General features: G+C 43.7%; 22 protein-coding genes. 15 read left to right on the top strand and 7 right to left on the bottom strand.

Annotated elements, in window-relative coordinates; genetic code table 11:
* Nucleotides 1-31: 31 nt before the first annotated feature.
* Together K5L93_RS04415 and lhgD are read right to left on the bottom strand one after the other, a co-directional pair.
* A complete protein-coding gene (locus K5L93_RS04415; protein ID WP_220718631.1) occupies nt 32-505 on the bottom strand; it encodes a peroxiredoxin in 474 nt (157 codons plus the stop codon).
* A 222-nt stretch (nt 506-727) separates the two neighbouring features.
* Complete coding sequence (gene lhgD, locus K5L93_RS04410) at nt 728-1,933, bottom strand: L-2-hydroxyglutarate dehydrogenase (RefSeq protein WP_220718630.1); 1,206 nt, start codon at nt 1,931-1,933, stop codon at nt 728-730.
* Nucleotides 1,934-2,086: 153 nt separating this feature from the next.
* Here lhgD and K5L93_RS04405 point away from each other — a divergent pair, with 153 nt between their 5' ends.
* From K5L93_RS04405 to K5L93_RS04385, 5 genes are all read left to right on the top strand, one after another.
* Nucleotides 2,087-2,845 (top strand): sulfite exporter TauE/SafE family protein, encoded by a 759-nt coding sequence (locus tag K5L93_RS04405; RefSeq protein WP_220718629.1) that lies wholly within the window; start codon nt 2,087-2,089, stop codon nt 2,843-2,845.
* Nucleotides 2,846-2,877: 32 nt separating this feature from the next.
* Nucleotides 2,878-3,417 (top strand): lipocalin family protein, encoded by a 540-nt coding sequence (locus K5L93_RS04400; protein ID WP_220718628.1) that lies wholly within the window; start codon nt 2,878-2,880, stop codon nt 3,415-3,417.
* 24 nt (nt 3,418-3,441) lie between these two features.
* On the top strand, nt 3,442-4,179 hold the full coding sequence (locus K5L93_RS04395) for a ferredoxin--NADP reductase (protein WP_220718627.1): 738 nt from the start codon (nt 3,442-3,444) through the stop codon (nt 4,177-4,179).
* A 242-nt stretch (nt 4,180-4,421) separates the two neighbouring features.
* Nucleotides 4,422-5,162, top strand: coding sequence for an exosortase-dependent surface protein XDP1 (gene xdp1 / locus K5L93_RS04390; RefSeq protein WP_220718626.1), 741 nt, complete (start codon nt 4,422-4,424; stop codon nt 5,160-5,162).
* Between the two features lie 140 nt (nt 5,163-5,302).
* A complete protein-coding gene (locus K5L93_RS04385) occupies nt 5,303-8,101 on the top strand; it encodes a tetratricopeptide repeat protein (protein WP_220718625.1) in 2,799 nt (932 codons plus the stop codon).
* A gap of 54 nt (nt 8,102-8,155) precedes the next feature.
* Here K5L93_RS04385 and ettA read toward each other — a convergent pair whose 3' ends face one another.
* Entirely contained in the window at nt 8,156-9,820 is a 1,665-nt protein-coding gene (gene ettA, locus K5L93_RS04380; RefSeq protein ID WP_220718624.1) for an energy-dependent translational throttle protein EttA, read from the bottom strand.
* Between the two features lie 273 nt (nt 9,821-10,093).
* Here ettA and K5L93_RS04375 point away from each other — a divergent pair, with 273 nt between their 5' ends.
* Complete coding sequence (locus K5L93_RS04375; protein ID WP_220718623.1) at nt 10,094-11,005, top strand: L,D-transpeptidase family protein; 912 nt, start codon at nt 10,094-10,096, stop codon at nt 11,003-11,005.
* 44 nt (nt 11,006-11,049) lie between these two features.
* On the opposite strand, the gene K5L93_RS04370 is transcribed toward K5L93_RS04375, so the two are convergent.
* Both K5L93_RS04370 and K5L93_RS04365 read right to left on the bottom strand, forming a co-directional pair.
* Nucleotides 11,050-11,316, bottom strand: coding sequence for an Lpp/OprI family alanine-zipper lipoprotein (locus K5L93_RS04370; RefSeq protein ID WP_016402681.1), 267 nt, complete (start codon nt 11,314-11,316; stop codon nt 11,050-11,052).
* 248 nt (nt 11,317-11,564) lie between these two features.
* Nucleotides 11,565-12,560, bottom strand: coding sequence for a ChaN family lipoprotein (locus K5L93_RS04365; RefSeq protein WP_220718622.1), 996 nt, complete (start codon nt 12,558-12,560; stop codon nt 11,565-11,567).
* 303 nt (nt 12,561-12,863) lie between these two features.
* On the opposite strand from K5L93_RS04365, the gene glyA reads away from it, so the two are divergent.
* Complete coding sequence (gene glyA / locus K5L93_RS04360; protein WP_220718621.1) at nt 12,864-14,117, top strand: serine hydroxymethyltransferase; 1,254 nt, start codon at nt 12,864-12,866, stop codon at nt 14,115-14,117.
* Nucleotides 14,118-14,653: 536 nt separating this feature from the next.
* Here glyA and K5L93_RS04355 read toward each other — a convergent pair.
* Together K5L93_RS04355 and K5L93_RS04350 are read right to left on the bottom strand one after the other, a co-directional pair.
* Nucleotides 14,654-14,986 carry a ribbon-helix-helix domain-containing protein gene (locus K5L93_RS04355; RefSeq protein ID WP_220718620.1) on the bottom strand — a complete coding sequence of 111 codons (333 nt, stop codon included), beginning with the start codon at nt 14,984-14,986 and terminating at the stop codon, nt 14,654-14,656.
* Between the two features lie 74 nt (nt 14,987-15,060).
* Nucleotides 15,061-15,621, bottom strand: a complete 561-nt coding sequence (locus tag K5L93_RS04350; RefSeq protein WP_220718619.1) for a DJ-1/PfpI family protein — start codon at nt 15,619-15,621, stop codon at nt 15,061-15,063.
* 354 nt (nt 15,622-15,975) lie between these two features.
* On the opposite strand from K5L93_RS04350, the gene nrdR reads away from it, so the two are divergent.
* The 8 genes from nrdR to K5L93_RS04310 all read left to right on the top strand — a co-directional run bounded on the left by nrdR (nt 15,976) and on the right by K5L93_RS04310 (nt 21,884).
* Nucleotides 15,976-16,425 (top strand): transcriptional regulator NrdR, encoded by a 450-nt coding sequence (gene nrdR, locus K5L93_RS04345; protein WP_016402688.1) that lies wholly within the window; start codon nt 15,976-15,978, stop codon nt 16,423-16,425.
* On the top strand, nt 16,426-17,559 hold the full coding sequence (ribD, locus tag K5L93_RS04340; protein WP_246614983.1) for a bifunctional diaminohydroxyphosphoribosylaminopyrimidine deaminase/5-amino-6-(5-phosphoribosylamino)uracil reductase RibD: 1,134 nt from the start codon (nt 16,426-16,428) through the stop codon (nt 17,557-17,559).
* Nucleotides 17,559-18,215 (top strand): riboflavin synthase, encoded by a 657-nt coding sequence (locus K5L93_RS04335; protein ID WP_016402690.1) that lies wholly within the window; start codon nt 17,559-17,561, stop codon nt 18,213-18,215. Before ribD ends, K5L93_RS04335 begins: the two co-directional genes overlap by 1 nt.
* 64 nt (nt 18,216-18,279) lie before the next feature.
* On the top strand, nt 18,280-19,392 hold the full coding sequence (gene ribBA, locus K5L93_RS04330) for a bifunctional 3,4-dihydroxy-2-butanone-4-phosphate synthase/GTP cyclohydrolase II (protein ID WP_220718618.1): 1,113 nt from the start codon (nt 18,280-18,282) through the stop codon (nt 19,390-19,392).
* A gap of 103 nt (nt 19,393-19,495) precedes the next feature.
* A complete protein-coding gene (gene ribH, locus K5L93_RS04325) occupies nt 19,496-19,966 on the top strand; it encodes a 6,7-dimethyl-8-ribityllumazine synthase (RefSeq protein ID WP_220718617.1) in 471 nt (156 codons plus the stop codon).
* 15 nt (nt 19,967-19,981) lie between these two features.
* Nucleotides 19,982-20,398 (top strand): transcription antitermination factor NusB, encoded by a 417-nt coding sequence (nusB, locus tag K5L93_RS04320; protein ID WP_220718616.1) that lies wholly within the window; start codon nt 19,982-19,984, stop codon nt 20,396-20,398.
* Nucleotides 20,399-20,402: 4 nt separating this feature from the next.
* Nucleotides 20,403-21,380, top strand: coding sequence for a thiamine-phosphate kinase (gene thiL / locus K5L93_RS04315; protein ID WP_246614982.1), 978 nt, complete (start codon nt 20,403-20,405; stop codon nt 21,378-21,380).
* Between the two features lie 24 nt (nt 21,381-21,404).
* Nucleotides 21,405-21,884 (top strand): phosphatidylglycerophosphatase A family protein, encoded by a 480-nt coding sequence (locus tag K5L93_RS04310; RefSeq protein ID WP_220718615.1) that lies wholly within the window; start codon nt 21,405-21,407, stop codon nt 21,882-21,884.
* Nucleotides 21,885-22,180: the final 296 nt, after the last annotated feature.

The raw sequence follows: 22,180 nt of genomic DNA, 5'->3' as shown, positions 1-22,180 counted from the left end.
AGACGGCTTAGCATTGCTAGTTTATTGATGTTTATAGTTGACTAAGAACATGTTCGGCCTTGCTCACCTCAAAGGATTTAGGCGGTTCTACATTTAGCTGAGTGACCGTTAAGTTATCAATTATCATTGCGTAGCGCCGCGAACGTACCCCGCCAAAACTGGCGGTGTCCATTTCTAAACCAAGTGCTTTAGTAAAACTGGCATCGCCATCGCCCAACATCAGTATATTTTCTGCGTTTTGCGCTTCGCCCCATGCTTGCATAACAAAGGCATCATTCACTGAAACACAGGCAATAAGATCTACGCCTTTGGCTTTTATTTCGTCAGCCAACACGACGTATCCGGGGAGGTGGGCTTCAGAACAAGTGGGGGTAAATGCACCGGGTACCGCAAATAGCACCACCTTTTTGCCCGCAAACAGCTCATGGCTGGTGTGATTCTGCATACCTTGTTGATTAAGTTCGGCTAATGGGGTGTCTGGAATAACTTGCCCTAGTTCTATCATTTTGCACTTCCTAGTGAGTAGTGAAACCAAGCTATTGCTTGCTTAGACGTTTTAGCCTAGGGGGTAACTTAGATTAGTGCAAGTGGTGTAGTAATTTACAACTTCAAGCTTTGCTCTAAGGTGTTAAAGCTCTGCTTGTTGGTTAGAGAGCCAAGCTTAATGCCGCCTATAATAAAAAGAGCAGCCGATTGGCTACCCTTGCTAATAGCTAAGCTTAGCGAGTTACTTTGATGGACTTAAATCTTGCTCTAGCTTATCGCAAATATATCTACTAATTGGGAAGGCAGAAGTAGCTGCGGGCGAGGGCGCATTACATACGTGCAAGCTACGCGGGCTGCTTGCAAATAAAAAGTCGTGAACCAAGGTTCCATCTGTTAACACTGCTTGAGCCCGAATGCCTGCAGGGTAAGGGCGCAGATCGTGAATGTTTAAACTAGGGCAGTATTTTCTTACCCGCTGCAGATAACCTGATTTAAACATGGAGTCTTTAGTTTCGCTGAAGCCGCTACGAAAATGTTGTTTAGCCACTTTCCAAAACCCCTTGAAACCGAGCATTTCTCTGGTATCGACAAGGTTAAAAGAACCCTTGTTGTAACCCTCTCTTGACCAACCTTGTACGGCGTTGGGCCCTACGGTGACGCTGCCATCTATCATCTTGGTAAGATGAACTCCTAAAAATGGCAAATCGGGATTGGGGATGGGGTAAATAAGGTGTTTAATCAGCTGGTTATGACGAGGCTGTAATTGATAGTATTCGCCTCGATAAGGAACAATTTGAAAATCGATATCTAGCTTAAGCATGTTGCATAGGCGGTCGGCCATCAGCCCTCCGCAGGCAATAAGGTATTGGCTACTAATTTGACCATGCTGCGTATCAATCAATACCTTATCGGTTTGTTCGCTCAATCCTGTTACTTGGTGAGACAGCAAAATTTCGCCGCCCGCTTGTTGAAATAACTCAGCCAGTTTTTGGCAGATTTGAGGATAACTAACGATGCCGGTGTCTTTTACTTGCAAAGCACCTAAGCCAACGATGTTAGGTTCTATTTCCTGCAGTTGTTTGGCGTTAAGCGGTTTTACCTTAATGCCATTTAGCTCACAGCGTGTGGCGAGCGCCTGCATATCACTCAACTCTTGGTGATTAGTGGCCACGAGTAGTTTGCCGCATTGCAAGTAGGGAATGTCGTGCTGTTGGCAAAAGCTGATGGTGTCTAATAAACCCTGCTTACAGAATTCGGCTTTTAGGCTGCCTGGCTGGTAGTAAACGCCAGCATGAATCACGCCGCTGTTATGGCCTGTTTGATGAAAGGCGAGTGAAGATTCTTTTTCTAGTAGCACTATTTTGGCGCTAGGTTTTCGCTTGATCAATTCTAAAGCGCTGGCAAGGCCTACGATGCCTCCACCAATAATGCTGTAATCGTAGTTCACTGAACCATTCCTTTTACTACTGATATCCATATAACGTTAAGTTTATTCTGGCATAGAAAAATCTCAGCTTAGACTAAAGATATAAATCTGCTACTGAATAAAGCCTGCGTCAGTGATAAGGTCAAACTTATTAAAGGGCTAATGAGGCGCTAAATGGATTTCACAATTTATCATGGAGTGTTGTTACTCACAGTAGGATTATTTGCTGGAGTTATCAATACCTTGGCGGGAGGGGGATCGAATCTAACACTTCCTGCGTTAATGGTAATGGGGATGCCTGCAGAGGTTGCAAACGCAACCAATAGGGTGGGTATTTTTTTGCAGTGTTTAACCGGGGTACTTGGCTTTAAAAAACACGGTAAATTGGACACTGATGACGTAGCCCCAATTTTATGGCCAACCTTGGTGGGTGGTTTGGTTGGCGCAGTAGCGGCCTCCTATGCTCCTTCATGGATCATTAAATATTTGTTGCTTGGCGCCATGCTGGCGATGGCGGCATTAATGCTGATTAAACCTAGTGTTGTTGCTCCCGAGGCAGGAACTGAAGCGCGTAAGATGAAAGATACTCCCTCAGCTAAATGGAGCTTGGCCGTCGCAGGTTTTTACGGCGGTTTTGTACAAGCTGGGGTCGGGTTTATTTTGGTTGCCGCGTTGGCTGGGAGTTTGCGCTACGATTTAGTTAGGGCTAACGCGCTGAAATTAGTATGTACCATTGCTTTTACTAGTGTGGCCTTGGTGGTCTTTATCGCCCGTGACCAAGTGTTATGGCTACCGGGTTTAATATTAGCTATTGGTTATATTGTTGGCGCGCACTACGCGGTTAAATTTGCCATAAAAGCTGCTGCTAATACGCTTAAATGGTTTTTGTTTGTGATGACCTTAGTAGGTTGCGTGGCCGCATTGTGGTTTTAGAACCCATAGCGCCAATTTATAGGGAAGGTAGTATGCAAAAAGTGTTAATCATCATTGCTATGCTAGCATTGAGTGCTTGCAGTTCTAAGCCTGAAGGTATTGAACCTGTTCAGAATTTCAATCTAGATAAGTACTTAGGCACTTGGTACGAAATCGCCCGCTTGGATCATTCATTTGAGCGCGGCATGAGCCACGTTACTGCGACTTATACCCTGCGTGATGACGGTAAGGTATCTGTTCTTAATAAAGGCTTTTCCGAGCAAGACCACCAATGGTTTGAAGCAGAAGGCGTAGCACAGTTTGTTAGTGAGCCTGATGTTGCACACTTGAAAGTGTCATTCTTTAGGCCATTTTACGGCGCTTACGTGGTGTTTGCTTTAGATGAAAAAGACTATCAATATGCTCTAGTTGCAGGGCCAAACCGAGACTATTTGTGGTTGTTGGCCAGAAGCCCCGAGCTATCGCACGCCATTCGTACCGATTTGGTACATCAAGCTAAAGCGCTTGGCTTTGACACCAGAGAGTTAATTTTTGTTGAGCACCATAGTGATGTGATAACGTCAAAAGAGTAAAGAGATGTGACAACAGGAGCAACTATGTGGACTGAAGGTAAAGTTATTCAACGCATTGATTGGAACGATGAACTGTTTTCCTTACGCATTAAAGCAGAGATAGACCCTTTTGTTGCAGGGCAGTTTATCAAGTTGTCTGAAATGCGAGACAACAAACGTATTGCTCGTGCTTACTCGCTGGTTAACCCTCCCAGCACCGACTACATAGAAATACTGGCTATTAAGGTGGAAGATGGGCTGTTGTCACCCAATTTACACTTATTGCAAGCTGGCGATAGTATTGAAGTTTCAACTGCGGCAGCAGGGTTTATGGTATTAGACGAAGTCCCTCCCGCTAAGCACCTTTGGTTAATCGGAACGGGTACTGGAATAGGCCCATTTTTCTCAATATTAGAAACGCCAGAGCCTTGGGAGCGCTTCGAGAAAATTGTGCTGGTTTACGGCGTACGAAAAGCTAAGGACATTGCTTATCAAGAACTGATCGATAAATACTTAAATGAGCAAGCGGATAAATTTGTCTTTCAAGCCATGGTAACCAGAGAAGATTGCGCCGGCGCACTACGGGCTAGGATCCCAGCAGCACTGGAAATGGATCAGCTGGAGAATTCAGTAGGGCTTAGTCTTAACGCTCAAGACTCTCAGGTGATCATGTGTGGCAATCCGCAAATGATCACTGATGCTCAAAGCATACTTGAGAATAAAGGCTTAAAGAAAAACCTTCGGAGAAAGCCAGGACAAGTAACGGTAGAACGTTATTGGTAGTGTGTTTTTTGAGCGTAGATGTTACTCTTTTATATAGAATATTTGCCATTTATTTGATGCACTGATTAGCAATGAGCGCAAAAACTCAGCAATTGTTGTCGGTATTTTTTACAATATGACCATAATAATTAAGATCTATTATTTAAGTTGCTGTATATAAAGAGTTATTTATCTTGGCTTGATTTTTGCTTTATTTGGCTTAGTGATATTAAAGATATACATACTGCTATTTTGGGGGCACTGTGTTTAAACAAATTTTATTAGTAGCAAGTTGCGCGGTTTCGTTGTCTGCTTTTGGCTCTACTCAGACTTGGGACTTTAGCACATTTACCGAAAGCGGAAGCGGTAATGGGAATACCTTCAGTGGTAACGGTCTTACTCTTTCAGGGTGGTCTAATACCGACGGTGGTGCTCAGAATATCGAAAGTGGCGAGCTAGATTATGCAAACGGTTATGGTTTGACATTACAAAACCGTGATGAAGGTGGAAGCTCTCCAGACCATGCAATCGACAGCTACAACAATCGTGACTGGAAGAAAGATTATGACATGGTTTTACTTAGCTTCGATGAAGCAGTAAACCTTGCTGGTTTCTCGTTGGGCTGGGCTAAAGAGGGGCGTAACCGTGAGGCTGATGTAACTGTATTAGCATACTCTGGTAACGATACTCCTACTTTAGCGGGTAGTAACTGGGGAGACGTGGCAAGTGCTTGGTCAACTGAAGCTCAGGTTGATGATGCTAACTCATACGCATATCAAGCAATCAGCTCTAGTGCTTCTTCTAAGTATTGGTTAATTGGTGCATATAACCCAATTTTTGGAGATATGGGTTTCTCAACCGCTAACGATGCATTTAAGTTGGCTGGTGTTAAAGCGAACAGCCCTCAAGTACCTGTAACCAGCGTACCAGAACCAGGCACAGTATTAATGTTTGCTGCTGGTTTACTTGGCATCGCATTACGTAGCAGAAAGCGCCAAGCTTAAACCAATACTTCCTTTTCCTGTTTAATCAAAAATACGAAATACTCTGTATTTCGTATTTTTTTGTCTTTTTTTTACTACCTGTTCATTAGATACTGTTTAAGGCTTAATTGACTAGCCCTTGAAGCAACAAGGAATTAGCTTTGATAATTAACAAATTTTTAGTAGCTCTGTGTTTACTGTGTGTAACGAATCTTAGCTTCGCAGATCAGCAGGCTAACGAGTACGAACTCGCCGTTAAAGCCTTTTATAGTGGAGAAGAGAATGAAGCCTTCATCCATTTAAAAAATGCACTAAAAGCTAATCCTGAACACCTTTCCTCAAAGCTACTGCTTGCCAAAGTATACTTTAACGCAAATAACTTAGGTTCTGCTGAGAAACAGTTAGAAGAAGCCCTAGCTTTAGGGGCCGACATTAATTTGGTGTTGCCATTGCTTGGCAATATTTTAATGTTGCAGGGAAAAACCAACGAACTGCTTGCGTTTGAAGAACGAATTAATGAGTTCTCTAACCCGAGTTTATTTGAGTGGAAGCTATTGCGTGGTCGAATTTATTTGAAGAATGCTCAACCAGAATTAGCACGCAATGAATTTGAGCAAGCCACTAAACTTATGCCGAACAAGCCAAGTGCGATGAATACCTTGGCAACCTTATATTTAAGACAAAAAGAATACGTACTTGCAGAACAATGGATAGAGCGCTCATTACAAATAGCCAAAAATAATGAGAGAACATGGTTGCTGAAAGGGGACTTGGCAGCGAGTCAGAACAACTTACCCCTCGCCTTGGAACATTATCAAACGGCTTATCAACTTGATCCTCAAGACCCAAAAATCTTGCGAAGCTTAGTGATGACTCACCTTAAGCTTAATCAGACTGAGCAAGCTAAACGCTATTTAAAGCAGATCCAAGAACAAACACCCAATGATCCCACGGCGATACTGATTGGTGCTACTTTGTTTGCCGGTGAAGATAATACCGAAATGGCCGAGCGAGCCTTAGCGGATTTATCTCAAAAAGTTTCTGCTGCAGAAACTGAGGAGCTAACAGACGCAAACACCTTGCTATTTATTCAGGGCGCGTCGGAATTTATTCTAGAAAACGACGAAAAAGCCCAGCAGTACCTCAGTCAGTACTTGCGTCAAAAGCCCAGTGATCTTGGGGCTACCCGAATGCTGTCTAAGCTTTATCTTCGTAACAATGAGTCCTACAAGCTGCAGTTACTTCTGCAAGATAACTTCGATTACATCATTCGCGACTTAGGCTTGTCGGTTCAACTCGTGTATTTGTACATTGATGCTGGTAGGTTACGCGCGGCTCAACAAGCCTTTGAGCAAATTAGAGCCTACCATAGCGACTCAAATTACATGGTGATTTTGGATGCTGAATTGGCTCGGGCAAGTGGTGAATCCGAGCGGGCCTTAAGTTTGTTGGAAGCGCTTCCTTTTACCGAGGATAACGCGCCAATAAAGTGGTTACAGTTGAAAGGTGAGTTGGCTTTAGAACTGAACAAGTTTGACCAAGCTAGCCCGGTAATTGAGAGTTTAATTGCCAGAAACATAAACAATGCTAATGCGCAAAATTTGATTGCTGCTTATTACATTAAAACTGAACAAGCAGAATTGGCACTGCGTTATCTTGATGAAGTGTTAGCAACCAACCCCAATAATGTAGGCGCTAGCTTTAACAAAGCGGTGGTCTTGAGAGCCCAGGGCAGCACTGAAGAAGCACTACAAATCTTAGACACCTTGTTAGCAATAAACAAACAGCACACGCCAAGTCACCTTTTGGCTGCTCGCATTCACCTTGAGCAAAAAAGCTATCTAGAAGCGACTGAACAGCTTGATAAAGTTTTGCTATACGAACAAGACAATCGCCAGGCACGCGAGCTAAAACTTGATACGTATATGCAAACAGCACAATGGTCGAATGCCTTAGCCGAAGTTGAGAAGCTAAATCGAGAGTATATTTTGAATGAGCGTTACTTAAGTGCTTATGCAGAAATTCTTATTCGATTAGAGCGATATGAAGACGCAGACTACCCCTTAGGTTTATTAGACAGTATTTGGAAAGAGCAGCCAAATAAGTTAATAGGCTTAGCCAGAATGCAGGCCCAGGCCAAGCAGTTAGCAAATGCCAAGAGTTCTTTATTAAAGTCTCACCAGTTGGCACCAGAAAATATGTCAACGTTGATCCTATTAACTAAAGTAGAACTGGAACAAAACGACTTGGAAGCTGCAGAAAAGACGGTGGCGGATTTAGCCAACAAATTTGGTGAAAGTAGCCAGTTGTTTCTCTTGCAAGGCGATATTCAAATGCGCAAGAGCCAAAAGGAACAAGCGCAGCAAAGTTACAGTAAAGCTGTAGAGTTGAATGCGTTTAATCGAGAGGCGGTAGTGCGTTTGTATCAACTGGCTAAGCAAGGCATTGCCGATGATGCTTTTCATCAACAAATGGAAGGTTTAGTTACTACTGCTGCAGAGTTGGCTTGGCATAAACGTATTTTAGCCGATAGCTATTTGCACCATAAGCAGCTTGTTAAAGCTCAACAACACTATGAAGACCTGCTCGCCTTGCCAGCATTAACGCAAGATCCGGGGATTTTGAATAACTTGGCAAATATCTACTCTGGCCAAGACTTAGATAAAGCTTATCAAACCGTTGCACAGGTAGTAGAGCAAGGCGCTAAAAACGCCGCTATTTTAGACACTATTGGCTGGATTGAAGTACAGCGCGGCAATGTTGACCAAGGTTTAGTTTACTTGCGAGAAGCCTACACAATGAACGCATCGGATGCTGCGATTCGTTATCATTTGGCTGTTGCTCTTAGTAAGTTGGGGCGTAAGGTCGAGGCTAAAGCGGAAGCAGAAGCAGCGGTGGAGTTGGATCAGCAATTCTCTGAGTATGAAGACGCTAAAGTATTATTGGAGAGCTTAGGCTAAGCCCCTTGGAGGAATTAAAAAGGCCACGTAAGTGGCCTTTTTTAATCCTCATACTTAGCTAATACGTTTGTATTTTATGCGATGAGGCTGAGCAGCTTCTTCGCCAATGGTTTCTTTTAACCAAGCTTCGTACTCGGTAAAGTTACCAGCATGGAAGTTTACTTGCCCTTCGTCGCGGTAATCTAGAATGTGAGTGGCGATACGGTCTAAGAACCAACGGTCATGCGAGATAACCATGGCGCAGCCAGCAAATTCCAAGAGTGCGTTTTCTAGTGCGCGTAATGTTTCAACATCTAGGTCGTTGGTTGGTTCATCTAATAGCAGCACGTTGCCACCAGTTTGCAGTAACTTAGCCAAATGCAAACGGCCACGTTCACCACCCGATAGCTCGCCCACTCGCTTTTGTTGGTCTCCACCTCTAAAGTTGAATCGACCGACATAAGCGCGACTTGGTACTTCGATATTACCAATTTTTAGTATATCGGAACCGCCAGACACTTCTTGCCATACGGTGGCTTTATCATCCATCGCATCACGGAACTGATCTACGCTAGCTATTTGAACACTTTCGCCAATTTCTACGCTACCAGAGTCTGCTTTCTCTGCTCCGGTAATCATCTTAAAGAGGGTCGATTTGCCCGCGCCGTTAGGACCGATAATACCTACAATCGCTCCCTTAGGAATGCTAAATGACAGGTCATTAATAAGTACTCGTCCATCATAAGACTTAGACAAGTTAGTAACATCAATAACCTTATCACCTAGGCGTTGCGCAGCAGGAATAAATAGTTCGTTGGTTTCATTTCGGCTTTGGAAGCTTTGAGTATTCAGCTCTTCAAAGCGAGCCATACGGGATTTACTTTTACTTTGACGACCTTTCGCGTTTGAACGAACCCATTCCAGCTCTTTCTGAATTGATTTCATTCGAGCTTTTTCTTGAGAGGCCTCTCGGTTCAAGCGTTCTTCTTTTTGTTCTAGCCAAGAAGAGTAGTTACCTTCCCATGGAATACCTTCACCGCGGTCTAGTTCTAGAATCCAGCCTGCTACGTTATCGAGGAAGTAACGGTCGTGGGTTACCGCCACAACAGTACCTTCATAATCATGTAAGAAGCGCTCTAACCAAGCTACGGATTCTGCATCTAAGTGGTTGGTTGGTTCGTCTAGTAGCAGCATGTCTGGTTTTTCAAGCAACAAGCGACACAGCGCTACGCGGCGACGTTCACCCCCAGACAGCTTTTCAATTTTTTGGTCCCACTCTGGTAGGCGCAAAGCATCGGCTGCGCGCTCTAATTGGTTCTCTAAACTGTGTGCATCATGAGTGGCTAAAATCGCTTCTAGTTCACCTTGCTCTTTAGCTAAGGCGTCAAAGTCTGCATCGGGTTCTGCGTATTCGGCATAAACTTGGTCTAAGCGAGTTTGGGCATTTTTTACCACCGCTACTGCTTCTTCAACCACTTCGCGAACTGTTTTGTCTAAGTCCATTTGAGGTTCTTGGGCAAGGTAACCAATTTTGGTTCCTGGGTTAGCACGCGCTTCACCCTCAATATCGGTATCAATACCTGCCATAATGCGTAACAGGGTAGATTTACCCGAGCCGTTTAAACCGAGTACGCCAATTTTAGCGCCAGGGAAAAAGCTTAAAGAAATATTTTTAAGAATATGTTTTTTAGGGGGAACGATTTTACCAACGCGGTTCATCGTATAAATAAATTGGGCCATTTGCCGTTCCTTTAAGGGTCTATACTCGAATTTTTGTGTCGCTAAAGCATACACCCAAATTCGCTAAATTTATCTTCCGCTATGATACTGGCTTCGTAGATGGAAGCTAGCTTTGTGAGCTACTTTATACGGCGGTTTTTTGATGTTGCATAGTGAAGCAGCATAAAGCGGTACTATCAGCTTGTTTTTAACAGAGATAGCCAGCGGAGCTTGTCGAATTTCTAAAGTAATAGTGGTATGTTGGAATTATCACTATTTAACACTACAGATTAAATGAAACAGATTTTATTGGCCTGTGTTGCCCTATGTATGGCATTTTCAGTTTCAGCCTTAACTTACGATTTACCCGAAGATGGCAGTCGCCTGTTGGGCGGAAACCAATGGCACAGAGTGCAAAAAGGCGAAACTATAGCGCTTATCGCCGAGCGTTATGGCGTAGGTTTTTTAGCGGTAATGGCGGCGAATAAAGGGGTAGACCCTTTCTTACCAGAGGAAGGTACCGAGCTTCTTATTCCCACGCAAATTTTGCTGCCCGATGTGGAGCGCAAAGGGGTGGTGGTAAATCTTGCCGAGTTGCGTTTGTATTACTTTCGCCCAAATAGCACCGAGGTAGATGTTTTACCCATTGGCATTGGTCGAATTGGCCGCGAAACACCAGAGATGAGCACTTACATTAGTCAAAAACGTGAGCAACCTACTTGGACACCTACTCAAAATATTCGTAATGAATATGCAGCCAAGGGCATTATTTTGCCACCAGTTGTACAGGCAGGGCCAGAAAATCCACTGGGTGAATATGCCTTGCGTTTGGCTTATGGTAATGGTGAATATTTAATTCATGGCACTAACAAAGAATTTGGTGTTGGCCTGCGCGTAAGCTCTGGTTGCATTCGTTTGTTTCCCGACGATATTGAATATCTGTTTTCGCAGGTTAATGTGAAAACGCCGGTGAGGATCATTAATCAATCGATTAAACATTCGCTTGAACCTAGTGGTGAGTATTTATTAGAAGTGCACCAGCCGCTTAATCGCTCTGAAGAAGAAGTAACCCAAGCAACTACCTTACAATTGAGTCGTGATGATATTAAGTTTATTACTCAATCAGGGGTTGACTCGTCGGTGGTGAATCAAGCGCTGAAAAACCAGCAAGGTATTGCTTTGTCGGTAGGTGAAAAACAAGGATAAAAAAAGGTGATGCTTAGCATCACCTTTTTTACATCGCTTTAAACTTACTTAGTGTAAGAAGATGCGATGTTGTCGATACGTTCGTTAGCGCGCATCGCTTCAGCTTTAGCTTGGTCAGCACTCATTTGAGCTGACTTAATGTCGCCACTCAAAGAGCTTTGCTCTGCACGAAGAGCTGCAACTTCGTTTGATAGTGCATCAACTTTGTCGCTTAGAGATTGTACGTTGTTTTCTAGAGCGGTAGTGTTTGAAGAACAACCCGCTAGTAAAATGGTAGAAGCAATAGCGCCTGCAACTAAAAACTTATTCATGGTAAGTCCGTCCTTTATATTCAATTCTAACGATTGTCAGCAATCGTTGATTCGTTTAAGCAAAGCTATTCACTGCAATTGAGTGAGCCGCTGGTATGATTATGGCTCAATATGAGCAAGCTGCAAGCGTTTGTTAGTAAAACCAAAAAAAAATAAGGCGAATACAGTTATTTAAGTTGATTTATTAACATTTATTTAACAAGAGGCGTCGTCGTCGAGAGACATTTTAAATAACAGCTAGCTAATTGTTAGTTAGCGCTTTTACACTGCTTACTAGATTGTTTCTTAATATGCTTAAATTCTGCTTGCTGATTGGCTTTGTTTTGATAACGCACTGGCAAGCTTTTTACCACAATTAAGTAGTCACCTAATGCTTGTTTTTGTTGCTCGTTTAACTTAATAAACTCACTGTGGTTTATCGCCACTAAAGAACTAACTTTTTTACCTTCGAGGCGTTGTTCTACTCTTGAGTAGGTGCCTTGTCGTTGTTCAATATGAAAGTTGCCCACCGTGTGCATCACTTGTTGAGTAGTTTGAGACTGTAGTTGCAGAGCGATAGATTCTGCCATTGTTTCGTCCCAAGCTAACATGGCGAGAAAGTGATTTTTGCTTTGTTCGCTATCGCCATGGTGAGCGTTACCAAACAGTCGCTGTTGGTAGGCCGGATCGTTGGTTGTAAAGTCTTGGGCAAGTTTGCTGCGTTCAGATTCTTCTAAGCCCTCTAAATAGCCTAAGCCTTGCTGACCAATACAGCGAACATGCTCGCGAGGAGCGTTGGCTGCTACTACCGTAAGTTGTTTATCTTTGGCAAATTCAACTAGCGGCCGATAATCCGAGCGGTAGTTATCCCAGGCCTTGGTTTGTTTGATAAGCCATTCTTCACCTATTTCGTTGGCTAGGTAGCTGTCTAATAAAGCTTGTTGGCTGCGAGAAAATTGCTCCATCGATAAACTAATTTGGTTTTGTTGCTGATATAAGGCTTCCAATAAACGCAGCTGTGCTAAGTGGATAGCGGGGTGACTGTGGTATTCGCCAAACAGTATCACCTGCGAATCAGCCAGTTGCTTGGCAAGTGCTTGGGTGTTTTCAAAAATTTGTTGGTCGTTTGGGTTGTAGAGTACGTAGTCATAGTAGGTCTGCAATTGAATATCTGCAGATGGCTTTGTTTGATCTACAGGTGGAGTAGCGCTGCAAGCCGATAGAAAGAAAAATGACAAAATGAGGCCAGAGAGGCGAAGTGACATAATATAAACTCTAATTGTAGATGATAATCATTATCATCTTAACCTTTGTTGGGCTGAGATGTAATGCCTAAATTAACGTGAATTTATTTCATAAAGATCAAAGCAGCTAGTGAGAAAATTGCAAATTTAACAGGCTAAACGCACACTACAGCTTCCAAGGCAGCTAGCGTTTTATTGTTACATTTGTTCATTTGAATAGCGTTAATGGTAAAAAATTTTGCTGTGATCTGAAAAGGACTCAGGTTAGAATGCGCCTTCGAAAAATCACCCACCAACATGTAACAAAAGAGTCAGGAGATACTGATGTTAAAGCGTGATATGAATATCGCCGATTACGATGCCGAATTATGGCAAGCCATTACTAAAGAAGAAGTTCGTCAAGAAGAGCACATCGAGCTGATTGCTTCTGAGAACTATGCCAGCCCACGAGTAATGGAAGCGCAAGGCTCTTACCTTACTAATAAGTACGCCGAAGGATACCCAGGTAAGCGTTACTATGGTGGTTGTGAGTATGTAGATAAAGCAGAAGTACTAGCCATTGAGCGTGCCAAGCAACTATTTGGTGCCGACTATGCAAACGTGCAACCACATGCTGGTTCACAGGCTAACTCAGCTGTTTTTATGGCTTTGCTTAAAGCAGGTGACACAGTGCTAGGTATGAGCTTAGCTCATGGTGGTCACTTAACTCACGGTGCAAGCGTAAGCTTCTCAGGTAAAATCTACAACGCCGTTCAGTACGGGATTAACCCAGAAACTGGTGAGTTAGACTATGCTGAAGTTGAGCGTTTAGCTAAAGAACACAAACCTAAAATGATTATTGCTGGTTTCTCAGCATACTCAGGTGTGGTTGATTGGCAGCGTTTCCGTGACATCGCTGACGAAGTAGGTGCTTACCTGTTCGTAGATATGGCACACATTGCTGGTTTAGTAGCTGCTGGTTTGTATCCAAACCCAGTGCCAATTGCTGATGTAGTAACAACGACTACTCACAAAACGCTAGCTGGCCCACGTGGAGGCTTGATTTTGGCGCGTGCTAACGAAGAAGTAGAGAAGAAGCTTAACTCTGCAGTATTCCCAGGCGGTCAAGGCGGTCCTTTGATGCATGTTATTGCTGCAAAAGCGGTAGCGTTCAAAGAAGCGATGGAGCCAGAGTTTAAGCAATACCAGCAAAACGTATTAGATAATGCCAAAGCTATGGTAGCGGTACTGCAAGAGCGCGGTTACAAGATTGTGTCTAACGGTACAGAAAACCACTTGTTCTTGGTTGATCTCATCGACAAAGACATTACTGGTAAAGATGCCGACGCGGCACTAGGCCGTGCAAACATCACAGTAAATAAAAACTCGGTTCCAAACGATCCGCGTTCTCCGTTTGTAACCAGTGGTTTACGTATTGGTACTCCAGCAATTACTCGTCGTGGCTTAGATGTCGCTGCTTCTAAAGAGTTAGCTGGCTGGATTTGTGATGTATTAGATAATTTACAAGACGAAGCGGTAATTGAGCGCGTTAAAGGCCAAGTGTTAGAACTTTGCCAGCGTTTCCCGGTCTACGCTTAAGTAAGCATGTAAACGTCAGGGATTGACTAGATAAAAGAAAGGAGGCTTTATGCCTCCTTTTTTGTATTTGTTTGTTAGGGTCTGTTGATCTTTGGTGTTGAAATTTTGTTCGCTTATCCGACCCCTTCGGGCAGCATTTCTTAGCCATTTATTCAGCGTTAGCGAGTGATTATTAAGCCCACTTAACTGCACACTCACTGCCTTGCCTAAATGGCTAATAAATTGCTGCAAAAACCATCAGCAAAGATCAACAGACCCTAGTAAAACTACGGATTATTAAGACTAAATGTGAATAGGAACACAAACCAAGGAGGGATAGGCTGGGTTTTAGCCTGAGAATTAGACAGTTGGTACTGAAATTGCTCAGTTTTTAAGACCTAATTGATAAGTCAAATTACCAGCGCTAAAGGGTAATTGCAGAAGAGAGAGAATCACCATGGACATGAATCCTGTGGCTAGTGCAAAACGATTAATGATTATGCAGTTTGTAATTTGGGGCAGCTTTATGTTGTTCATCATTTCTTAATGTTTGCACATTAAAGATATCCGTTGGCAATGGAATTGCCTGATTCCGCTTGTTTAAGCGAAGGATGAGAGAGTGTTAAGCGCTTGCCTTGATTAAGGTGAGTAGTACAAGCCACTCTAAGTAAAGATGTAAAATTACCTACCTTTTCTTCTCGCTGTAATACTTCATGGTAAATTTGTGTTAAAAAGCCCGCCAAACTAAGGTTGGCCTCTTCGGCTATTTGCTCCAGTAGTTGCCAAAATATCGCTTCCAATCGAATACTGGTTACTACGCCATCTAAACGTACCGACCGAGATTTCAATTCAAACAATTCCGCTTCAGTGCCAGAATAGATTTCACACATAGGCAATCCCACCATGATCAAACCGAAGTCTAATCATGGTATACAAAATCAACTTTTGCCGTTTTACTTTAGTATTAAGCCAATAGTTTATTAAATTGCGCTAGCCATTGCGGGTGGGCAGGCCAAGCTGGCGCGGTGACCAAGTTCCCATCAGTAAGGGCTTGGTCAACGGCAATATCGGCATAGTCGCCGCCAGCGGCTGTCACTTCAGGCGCACAAGCCGGGTAGGCAGAAATGTGTCTGCCAGAGGCAATACCTGCCGCCGTTAATAGCTGTGCGCCATGGCATATTGCCGCTATCGGCTGTTGTTTAGCGGCAAAGGCTTGAATTATTTCTAATACCTTAGCATTTAAGCGTAAGTATTCCGGGGCACGTCCGCCGGGCAACAATAGCGCGTCAAACTCCTCGGTATCGATGTCAGCAAAATTGCCATTGAGGGTGAAGTTGTGCCCTGGTTTTTCGGTATAGGTTTGATCGCCTTCAAAGTCATGGATGGCGGTTTTAATTTGTTCGCCAGTGCGTTTCTCTGGGCAAGTTGCGATAACTTCGTGGCCTACCATTTGCAGCGCCTGAAATGGCACCATTAATTCGTAATCTTCAACAAAATCACCTGCAATAATCAGTATCTTCGCCATGATGCTTTCCTTAACAAGTTATTTACATTTATAGTGCAGCCTAACTTGTGCGGTAAGCTAAGCGGTAGTAATTGGTTACTACGCAAACGCAATTTGCTTAAATAACAAGCTTAACTTGAATCTAATCAGACTGTTAACAAGCTAAGGGCTAAACATTAAGTATTTGCTTCAGTGGTTAAACTGAGAGCTAATTCTCATTATTTCTTCCTTTACTAAGTTGGCACCATTCTCTATGGACAAGACCTTATCTAAATAAAGGAATTGTGGGCATTTTCGATAGTTACGCTTTAGCTAACCTGTACCTCTGACGGTTTAGCAGATAAAATTGCCGGATACTCGAATAAGGGATCGCCCATGCATTGTCCATTTTGTTCTGCTCATGAAACTAAGGTTATTGACTCGCGTTTGGTTGCCGATGGCCACCAAGTAAGAAGGCGTCGTGAATGCTTAGAGTGCCATGAGCGCTTCACCTCTTTTGAAGTAGCTGAGTTGGTGATGCCAAGAGTGATTAAAGGCAACGGCATTAGAGAACCCTTTAACGAAGAGAAAATGCGTGCTGGTATGATGCGCGCGCTGGAAAAACGCCCAGTAAGCGTTGACCAAGTAGAGCAAGCAGTTAACAAAATTAAGTCGCAGCTGCGGGCGACTGGCGAACGCGAAGTTGCTACTAAGTTCATCGGCAAGATTGTTATGGAACAGTTGATTGGCCTAGATAAAGTGGCCTACGTGCGTTTTGCTTCGGTTTATCACTCCTTTGAAGATATCAAAGAATTTAGTGACGAAATTGCTAAGTTGGAAAAGTAAGTGAGTTTTAGCGTTCAAGATTGCCAGTTCATGGCAAAGGCCATTGCTCTTGCCAAGCGCGGAAGATATACCACGGCACCCAATCCTAATGTGGGTTGTGTGTTGGTAAAAGACGGTCAGATTATTGGTGAAGGTTTTCACCGTAAAGCCGGCGAAGGGCACGCCGAAGTGAATGCCGCTGCAGATGCTAAGCAACGAGGCTTTAGCCTCTTAGGGGCGACTTGTTATGTCACCCTTGAGCCCTGCAGCCATGTAGGCAGAACGCCCGCTTGCGCCTCAATGTTAGTTGAGCAACAAGTGGCTGAAGTAGTGATTGCTATGGTTGACCCTAATCCACAGGTAGCTGGGCGCGGTATTAAGCACCTTGAAGAGGCTGGTATTAAGGTTCGTACTGGTCTAATGGAGCAGTCAGCGCGTGCGCTTAACCCCGGATTTTTGAGCCGCGTTGAGCGTAAACGTCCCTTTGTTCGCTTGAAACTTGCGGGTTCTATCGACGCTAAAACCGCTTTGGCCAATGGCGAAAGCAAGTGGATTACCTCGGCTCATTCTCGCAGCGACGTGCAACGAGAGCGTGCCGCTAGCCATGCTATTTTGTCCACCGCTACGACGGTTATTCGTGATAATGCCAGCCTAAACGTGAGATTTAATGAGCTAGGCAGCCTTGCAAAGCAACTTGATGAAACACTGCTGCGTCAGCCATTGCGGGTGATTATTGACCGCAAACAACGCCTCGCAGAAGCAGCTCAAGACCTTAATATTTTTAACAATAGTGAGTCTTTGTGGTTGGCTGGCCATCAATCACAAACGCAACTGCCAGCCGTAAAACAGCTGGTGATTGAAGACACGCCAAACTTTTTGCCGCAATTAATGCAGCAATTAGCTGAAGCGGAAGTCAATGACATCTGGGTTGAAGCTGGAGCCAAGCTAGCGGCTGCTCTAATTCAAGCCAACTTGGTTGATCAACTTATTTGTTACCAAGCCGGTTTATTGATGGGAGCCGATGCTCACAGTTTAGTGGGGCTAGAGGGCTATCAGTCGATGAGTGCGTTAAATTCTTGGCAATGCCTTGAAACTCGCCGAATTGGCCCCGACATTAAAACTATCTGGATCCCGCAAGCACAGGGCACACATTAATGTTTACTGGAATAATTGAAGCCCTAGGCAAGATTTCTCGCATTGAAAAACGCAGTGGTGACGTGCGATTAAACATCGCTAGCGCTGGTTTAGACATGTCGGATGTAAGGCTTGGCGATAGCATCGCGGTAAACGGTATATGTTTAACCGTGGTCGACTTTAGCAATGAGCACTTTTGCGCCGATGTATCTACTGAGACTTTAAGTTTAACTTCACTGGCTAAATGCAAACAAGGTGACAAGGTTAACCTTGAAAAAGCCATGCTTGCAACTAATCGCTTTGGTGGTCATATTGTCAGTGGTCATGTTGATGGCTTAGCAGAGGTAGTAAGCATTAGCCCCAGTGCGCGTGCGATTAATATTTGGCTAAAGGTTCCTAATGATCTGGCGCGCTACATAGCCCATAAAGGATCTGTAACCGTAGATGGCATTAGCTTAACGGTGAACGAAGTACAACAGCAACAGCTACGTTTAACCATTATTCCCCATACAGCCGAGCAAACAACCATTGGTGCTTGGTCGCCTGGGCAAAAAATTAACTTAGAAGTTGATGTTATCGCTCGCTATGTGGAGCGTTTAATCGGCTATGCTGATGAGAATACTAACGATTCAAAAATAAATACTGCATTTTTGGCGCAGCACGGCTTTATGAAATAGCTCGCCCAATCAAGATGCGCTAATAACGATAAATACTATCCCCAAAGGTAAGAAAGGTTTTGCTATGTCACTAAGCAGTATCGAAGAAATTATTGAAGATTTACGCCATGGAAAAATGGTGGTGCTAATGGATGATGAAGATCGAGAGAATGAAGGCGATCTCATCATGGCAGCCGATATGGTAACACCAGAGGCCATTAACTTTATGGCTACCTATGGGCGTGGATTGATTTGTTTACCCATGACTAAACAGCGCTGTCAGCAACTAAAGTTGCCGCTGATGGTGGATGTGAATACCGAACAGTTTGCTACTAACTTCACGGTATCTATTGAAGCAGCACAAGGCGTGACTACCGGTATTTCTGCTGCAGATCGCTCGCGCACTGTGCAAGCAGCAGTTGCCCGCGATGCTAAGCCTAGTGACATTGTTATGCCTGGGCATATTTTCCCGCTAATGGCACAAGAAGGTGGGGTACTTACCCGCGCTGGACATACTGAAGCAGGAACTGATTTGGCAAGGTTAGCTGGTAGAGAACCAGCTGCAGTGATTGTTGAGATCCTTAATCAAGATGGCACCATGGCTCGTCGCCCTGATCTTGAGGTGTTTTGTAAAGAACACGGTTTAAAGATGGGCACTATCGCCGATCTCATCGAATACCGTAATAACAACGAAACCACTATTGAGCGAGTTGCAGAATGTAAAATGCCTAGCCGCCACGGTGATTTCAAGTTGATTACCTACCGCGATACCATCGATGAAAAAGTCCACTTTGTTATGCAAGCCGGTGAGATAAAAGAAGATGAGGCCACGCTGGTACGCGTGCACTTGCACAATACCTTTAGTGATTTATTAGGCAGTGACCGGGCTGGAAAGATGAGCTGGCCACTGGATAAAGCCTTAGAAAAAATTGCTCAAGAAAATGGCGTGCTGGTGCTACTTAGTACCGATGACAAGGCTGATAATTTGATTGACCAAGTTAAAGCCTTCGCCCTGCAAGATCGCGGCGAAACTCCAGCACAAAAGCAAGCACACACTGCTTCACGTACTGTTGGAGTAGGCTCTCAGATTTTGGCCGACCTAGGTGTAAGCAAAATGCGTTTATTAAGTTCACCTAAGCGTTATCACGCATTATCTGGCTTTGGTTTGGAAGTGGTTGAGTATATCGACCAAGAATAACCTAAGTGTTAGTGAGACATAATTTTAATAAGGGCCTAGCAGATTAGTTGTGCTAGAATAGCGCGATTTTTTTGATGGACTCAAAGAAAAGGCAGAAATAGGTATGAAAGTAATTGAAGCAAATTTAGCTACACCAAACGCTAAAGTGGCTATTGTTATCGCTCGTTTTAACAGCTTTATTAACGAGAGCTTGTTATCTGGCGCTGTGGATACGCTAACTCGTCAAGGTGGAATTAGCGATGACAACATTACTGTTGTTCGTGTACCGGGTGCGGTAGAAATTCCACTGGCTGCTAAACGCATTGCAGCAAGCAAAAAGTACGATGCTATTATTGCTTTAGGTACGGTAATTCGTGGTGGCACTTACCACTTTGAATTAGTGGCTAACGAATGCCACAAAGGTTTAGCTCAAGTTATGATGGAATTTGATATTCCAGTTACCTTTGGTGTGCTTACTACTGAGTCTATCGAGCAAGCGATTGAACGCGCTGGCACTAAAATGGGTAATAAAGGTACCGAAGCCGCCCTAAGCGCTTTGGAAATGATCAACTTAATTGATCAGATAGAAGTTTAATTTGAGGAATTCTCTGTGAAACCAGCTGCACGTCGTAAAGCTAGACAATTTGCTACTCAAGCAATTTATCAATGGCAGGTGACCAAGGACAGCGTTGCTAACATCGAGCATCAGTTCTTAACCGAACAAGATATGAGTAAGGCTGATGTTCCTTATTTTTCTACCCTACTTACAGGCGTAGTGGCAAACTGCGACAAGTTAGATCAAGCGATGAGTTCTTCGCTTTCTCGTAAGCTAGAAGAATTAGATATTGTTGAACACGCAATTTTGTTGATTGGTGTTTACGAGCTATTAATGGTGAGCGATGTGCCGCCTAAAGTTGTGATTAACGAAGCGATTGAATTAGCTAAGTCATTTGCCGCTGAAGATAGCCACAAGTTTGTTAATGGCGTGCTAGATAAAGTTCTACGTTTACAGCAATTTAAGTCTTAGTTACATGCCATCTCAGCCTCCTTTGGGTGAATTTGATATTATCGAAAAGTTCTTCCAGCGCAGTGCCTCACGCCCAGATGTATTACTGGGGGTTGGGGATGATGCTGCGCTGGTAACTGTTCCCGAGAATAATCAAATTGCTATATCTACCGACACCTTGGTAGAAGGCGTACACTTTTTCTCTGATATACCACCTCGCGCGCTAGGGCATAAAGCGCTTGCCGTTAATTTAAGTGACATGGCCGCCATGGGCGCAGAGCCGCGTTGGGTAACCTTAGCGATCACCTTGCCGAAAATTGACGAAGCGTGGTTAGCCCAATTCAGCAAAGGTTTTTATGACTTAGCCGAATACTTCAATGTCGCTTTAATTGGTGGTGACACCACCAAAGGCCCCTTAAGTATTACCGTAACTGTGCATGGTGTAGTGCCAGAAGGTAAAGCTTTACGCAGAGACGGAGCTAAACCGGGCGATTGGGTATATGTGACTGGCAATATTGGTGACTCAGGCCTTGCGTTAGCGCATCTTCAAAACAAAATTAGCTTAAACCCACAACAGTTAGAGCTAAGCTTAAAGCAGCACTATTACCCGCAACCTCGAGTTCTAGCTGGGTACGGCTTGCGTGATATTGCATCGGCAACTATCGATATCTCAGACGGTTTATACAACGATTTACAGCATATTCTTAAAAAGAGCCATTGCTCAGCGACTTTGAAGCTGGAGAATTTGCCGCTTTCAGAAACCATGAATGAAGCGGTAGGTGTGGACCAAAGTATTGCCTTGGCGTTAAACGGTGGTGAGGATTATGAGCTGTGTTTTACTGTGCCTGAGTCAAATAAAGGTTCAGTTGATACCTCCTTGTCATATAGTGGTGTGCCTTATACCTGTATTGGGCAATTGGCACCTGGCCATGGCGAGATAAAGCTAAAATATCAGGATAAACCCTATCAAATCGAACCCACCGGTTGGGATCACTTCAACTAATCCTAGCGAGTAGCGAGAACTGCCATGGATAAAGCTTTAGCCAAATTAAGCTTACGTAACCCTCTACACTTATGCGCACTCGGCTTAGGTAGTGGTTTAGCCCCCAAAGCACCGGGTACTTTTGGTACTTTAGCTGCCATTCCTTTATATTTATTGCTCGCGCCATTACCTGTTTGGGCATACGTGGCAGTGCTACTCCTAAGCTTTGTTTTTGGTGTTTGGTGCTGTCAAAAAGCCAGTGATGCGATGGGGGTGCATGATCATGGGGCTATTGTGTGGGATGAGTTTGTTGGTTACTGGATTACCATGTTTATGGTGCCGCTATCTCCCCTTAATGTGCTGCTCGGTTTTATACTATTTCGCTTTTTTGACGTATTGAAGCCTTGGCCTATCAAAATTTTGGATAAAAAAGTTCATGGTGGCTTTGGTATAATGATAGATGACGTATTAGCTGGCGTGTTTGCAGCAATATCTTTGCAAGTTGTGCTGTTTGCTCTCGCTTAATTGAGCATTCGCTCTGCTTGCTAAATTTGTTCTCCCCTAAATGTAGTTAAATCTGCTTATGCAAACCTCGTATAAGCTTATTCTTTATTGCATAAATATGACGATATACCGAATCCTTAATCACTATAACTGTATTCTTTGATTTTTGGATTATAAAATCCTGTTTATGCTATTTACAGTGGCAGATAAAAATACTAATTTATTACGGGCAAAAAGCGGATCAGGCTTGATTAACTCTTACTCAGTTCACAATTGTTGTTTGAATAGCGACAATTGCTAGTACAGGGTCTAGATTT

Source organism: Agarivorans litoreus (assembly GCF_019649015.1).
GTDB lineage: Bacteria > Pseudomonadota > Gammaproteobacteria > Enterobacterales > Celerinatantimonadaceae > Agarivorans > Agarivorans litoreus.
Note: the sequence above shows the minus strand (reverse complement) of the source record. Positions and strands in the feature narration are given on the sequence as shown.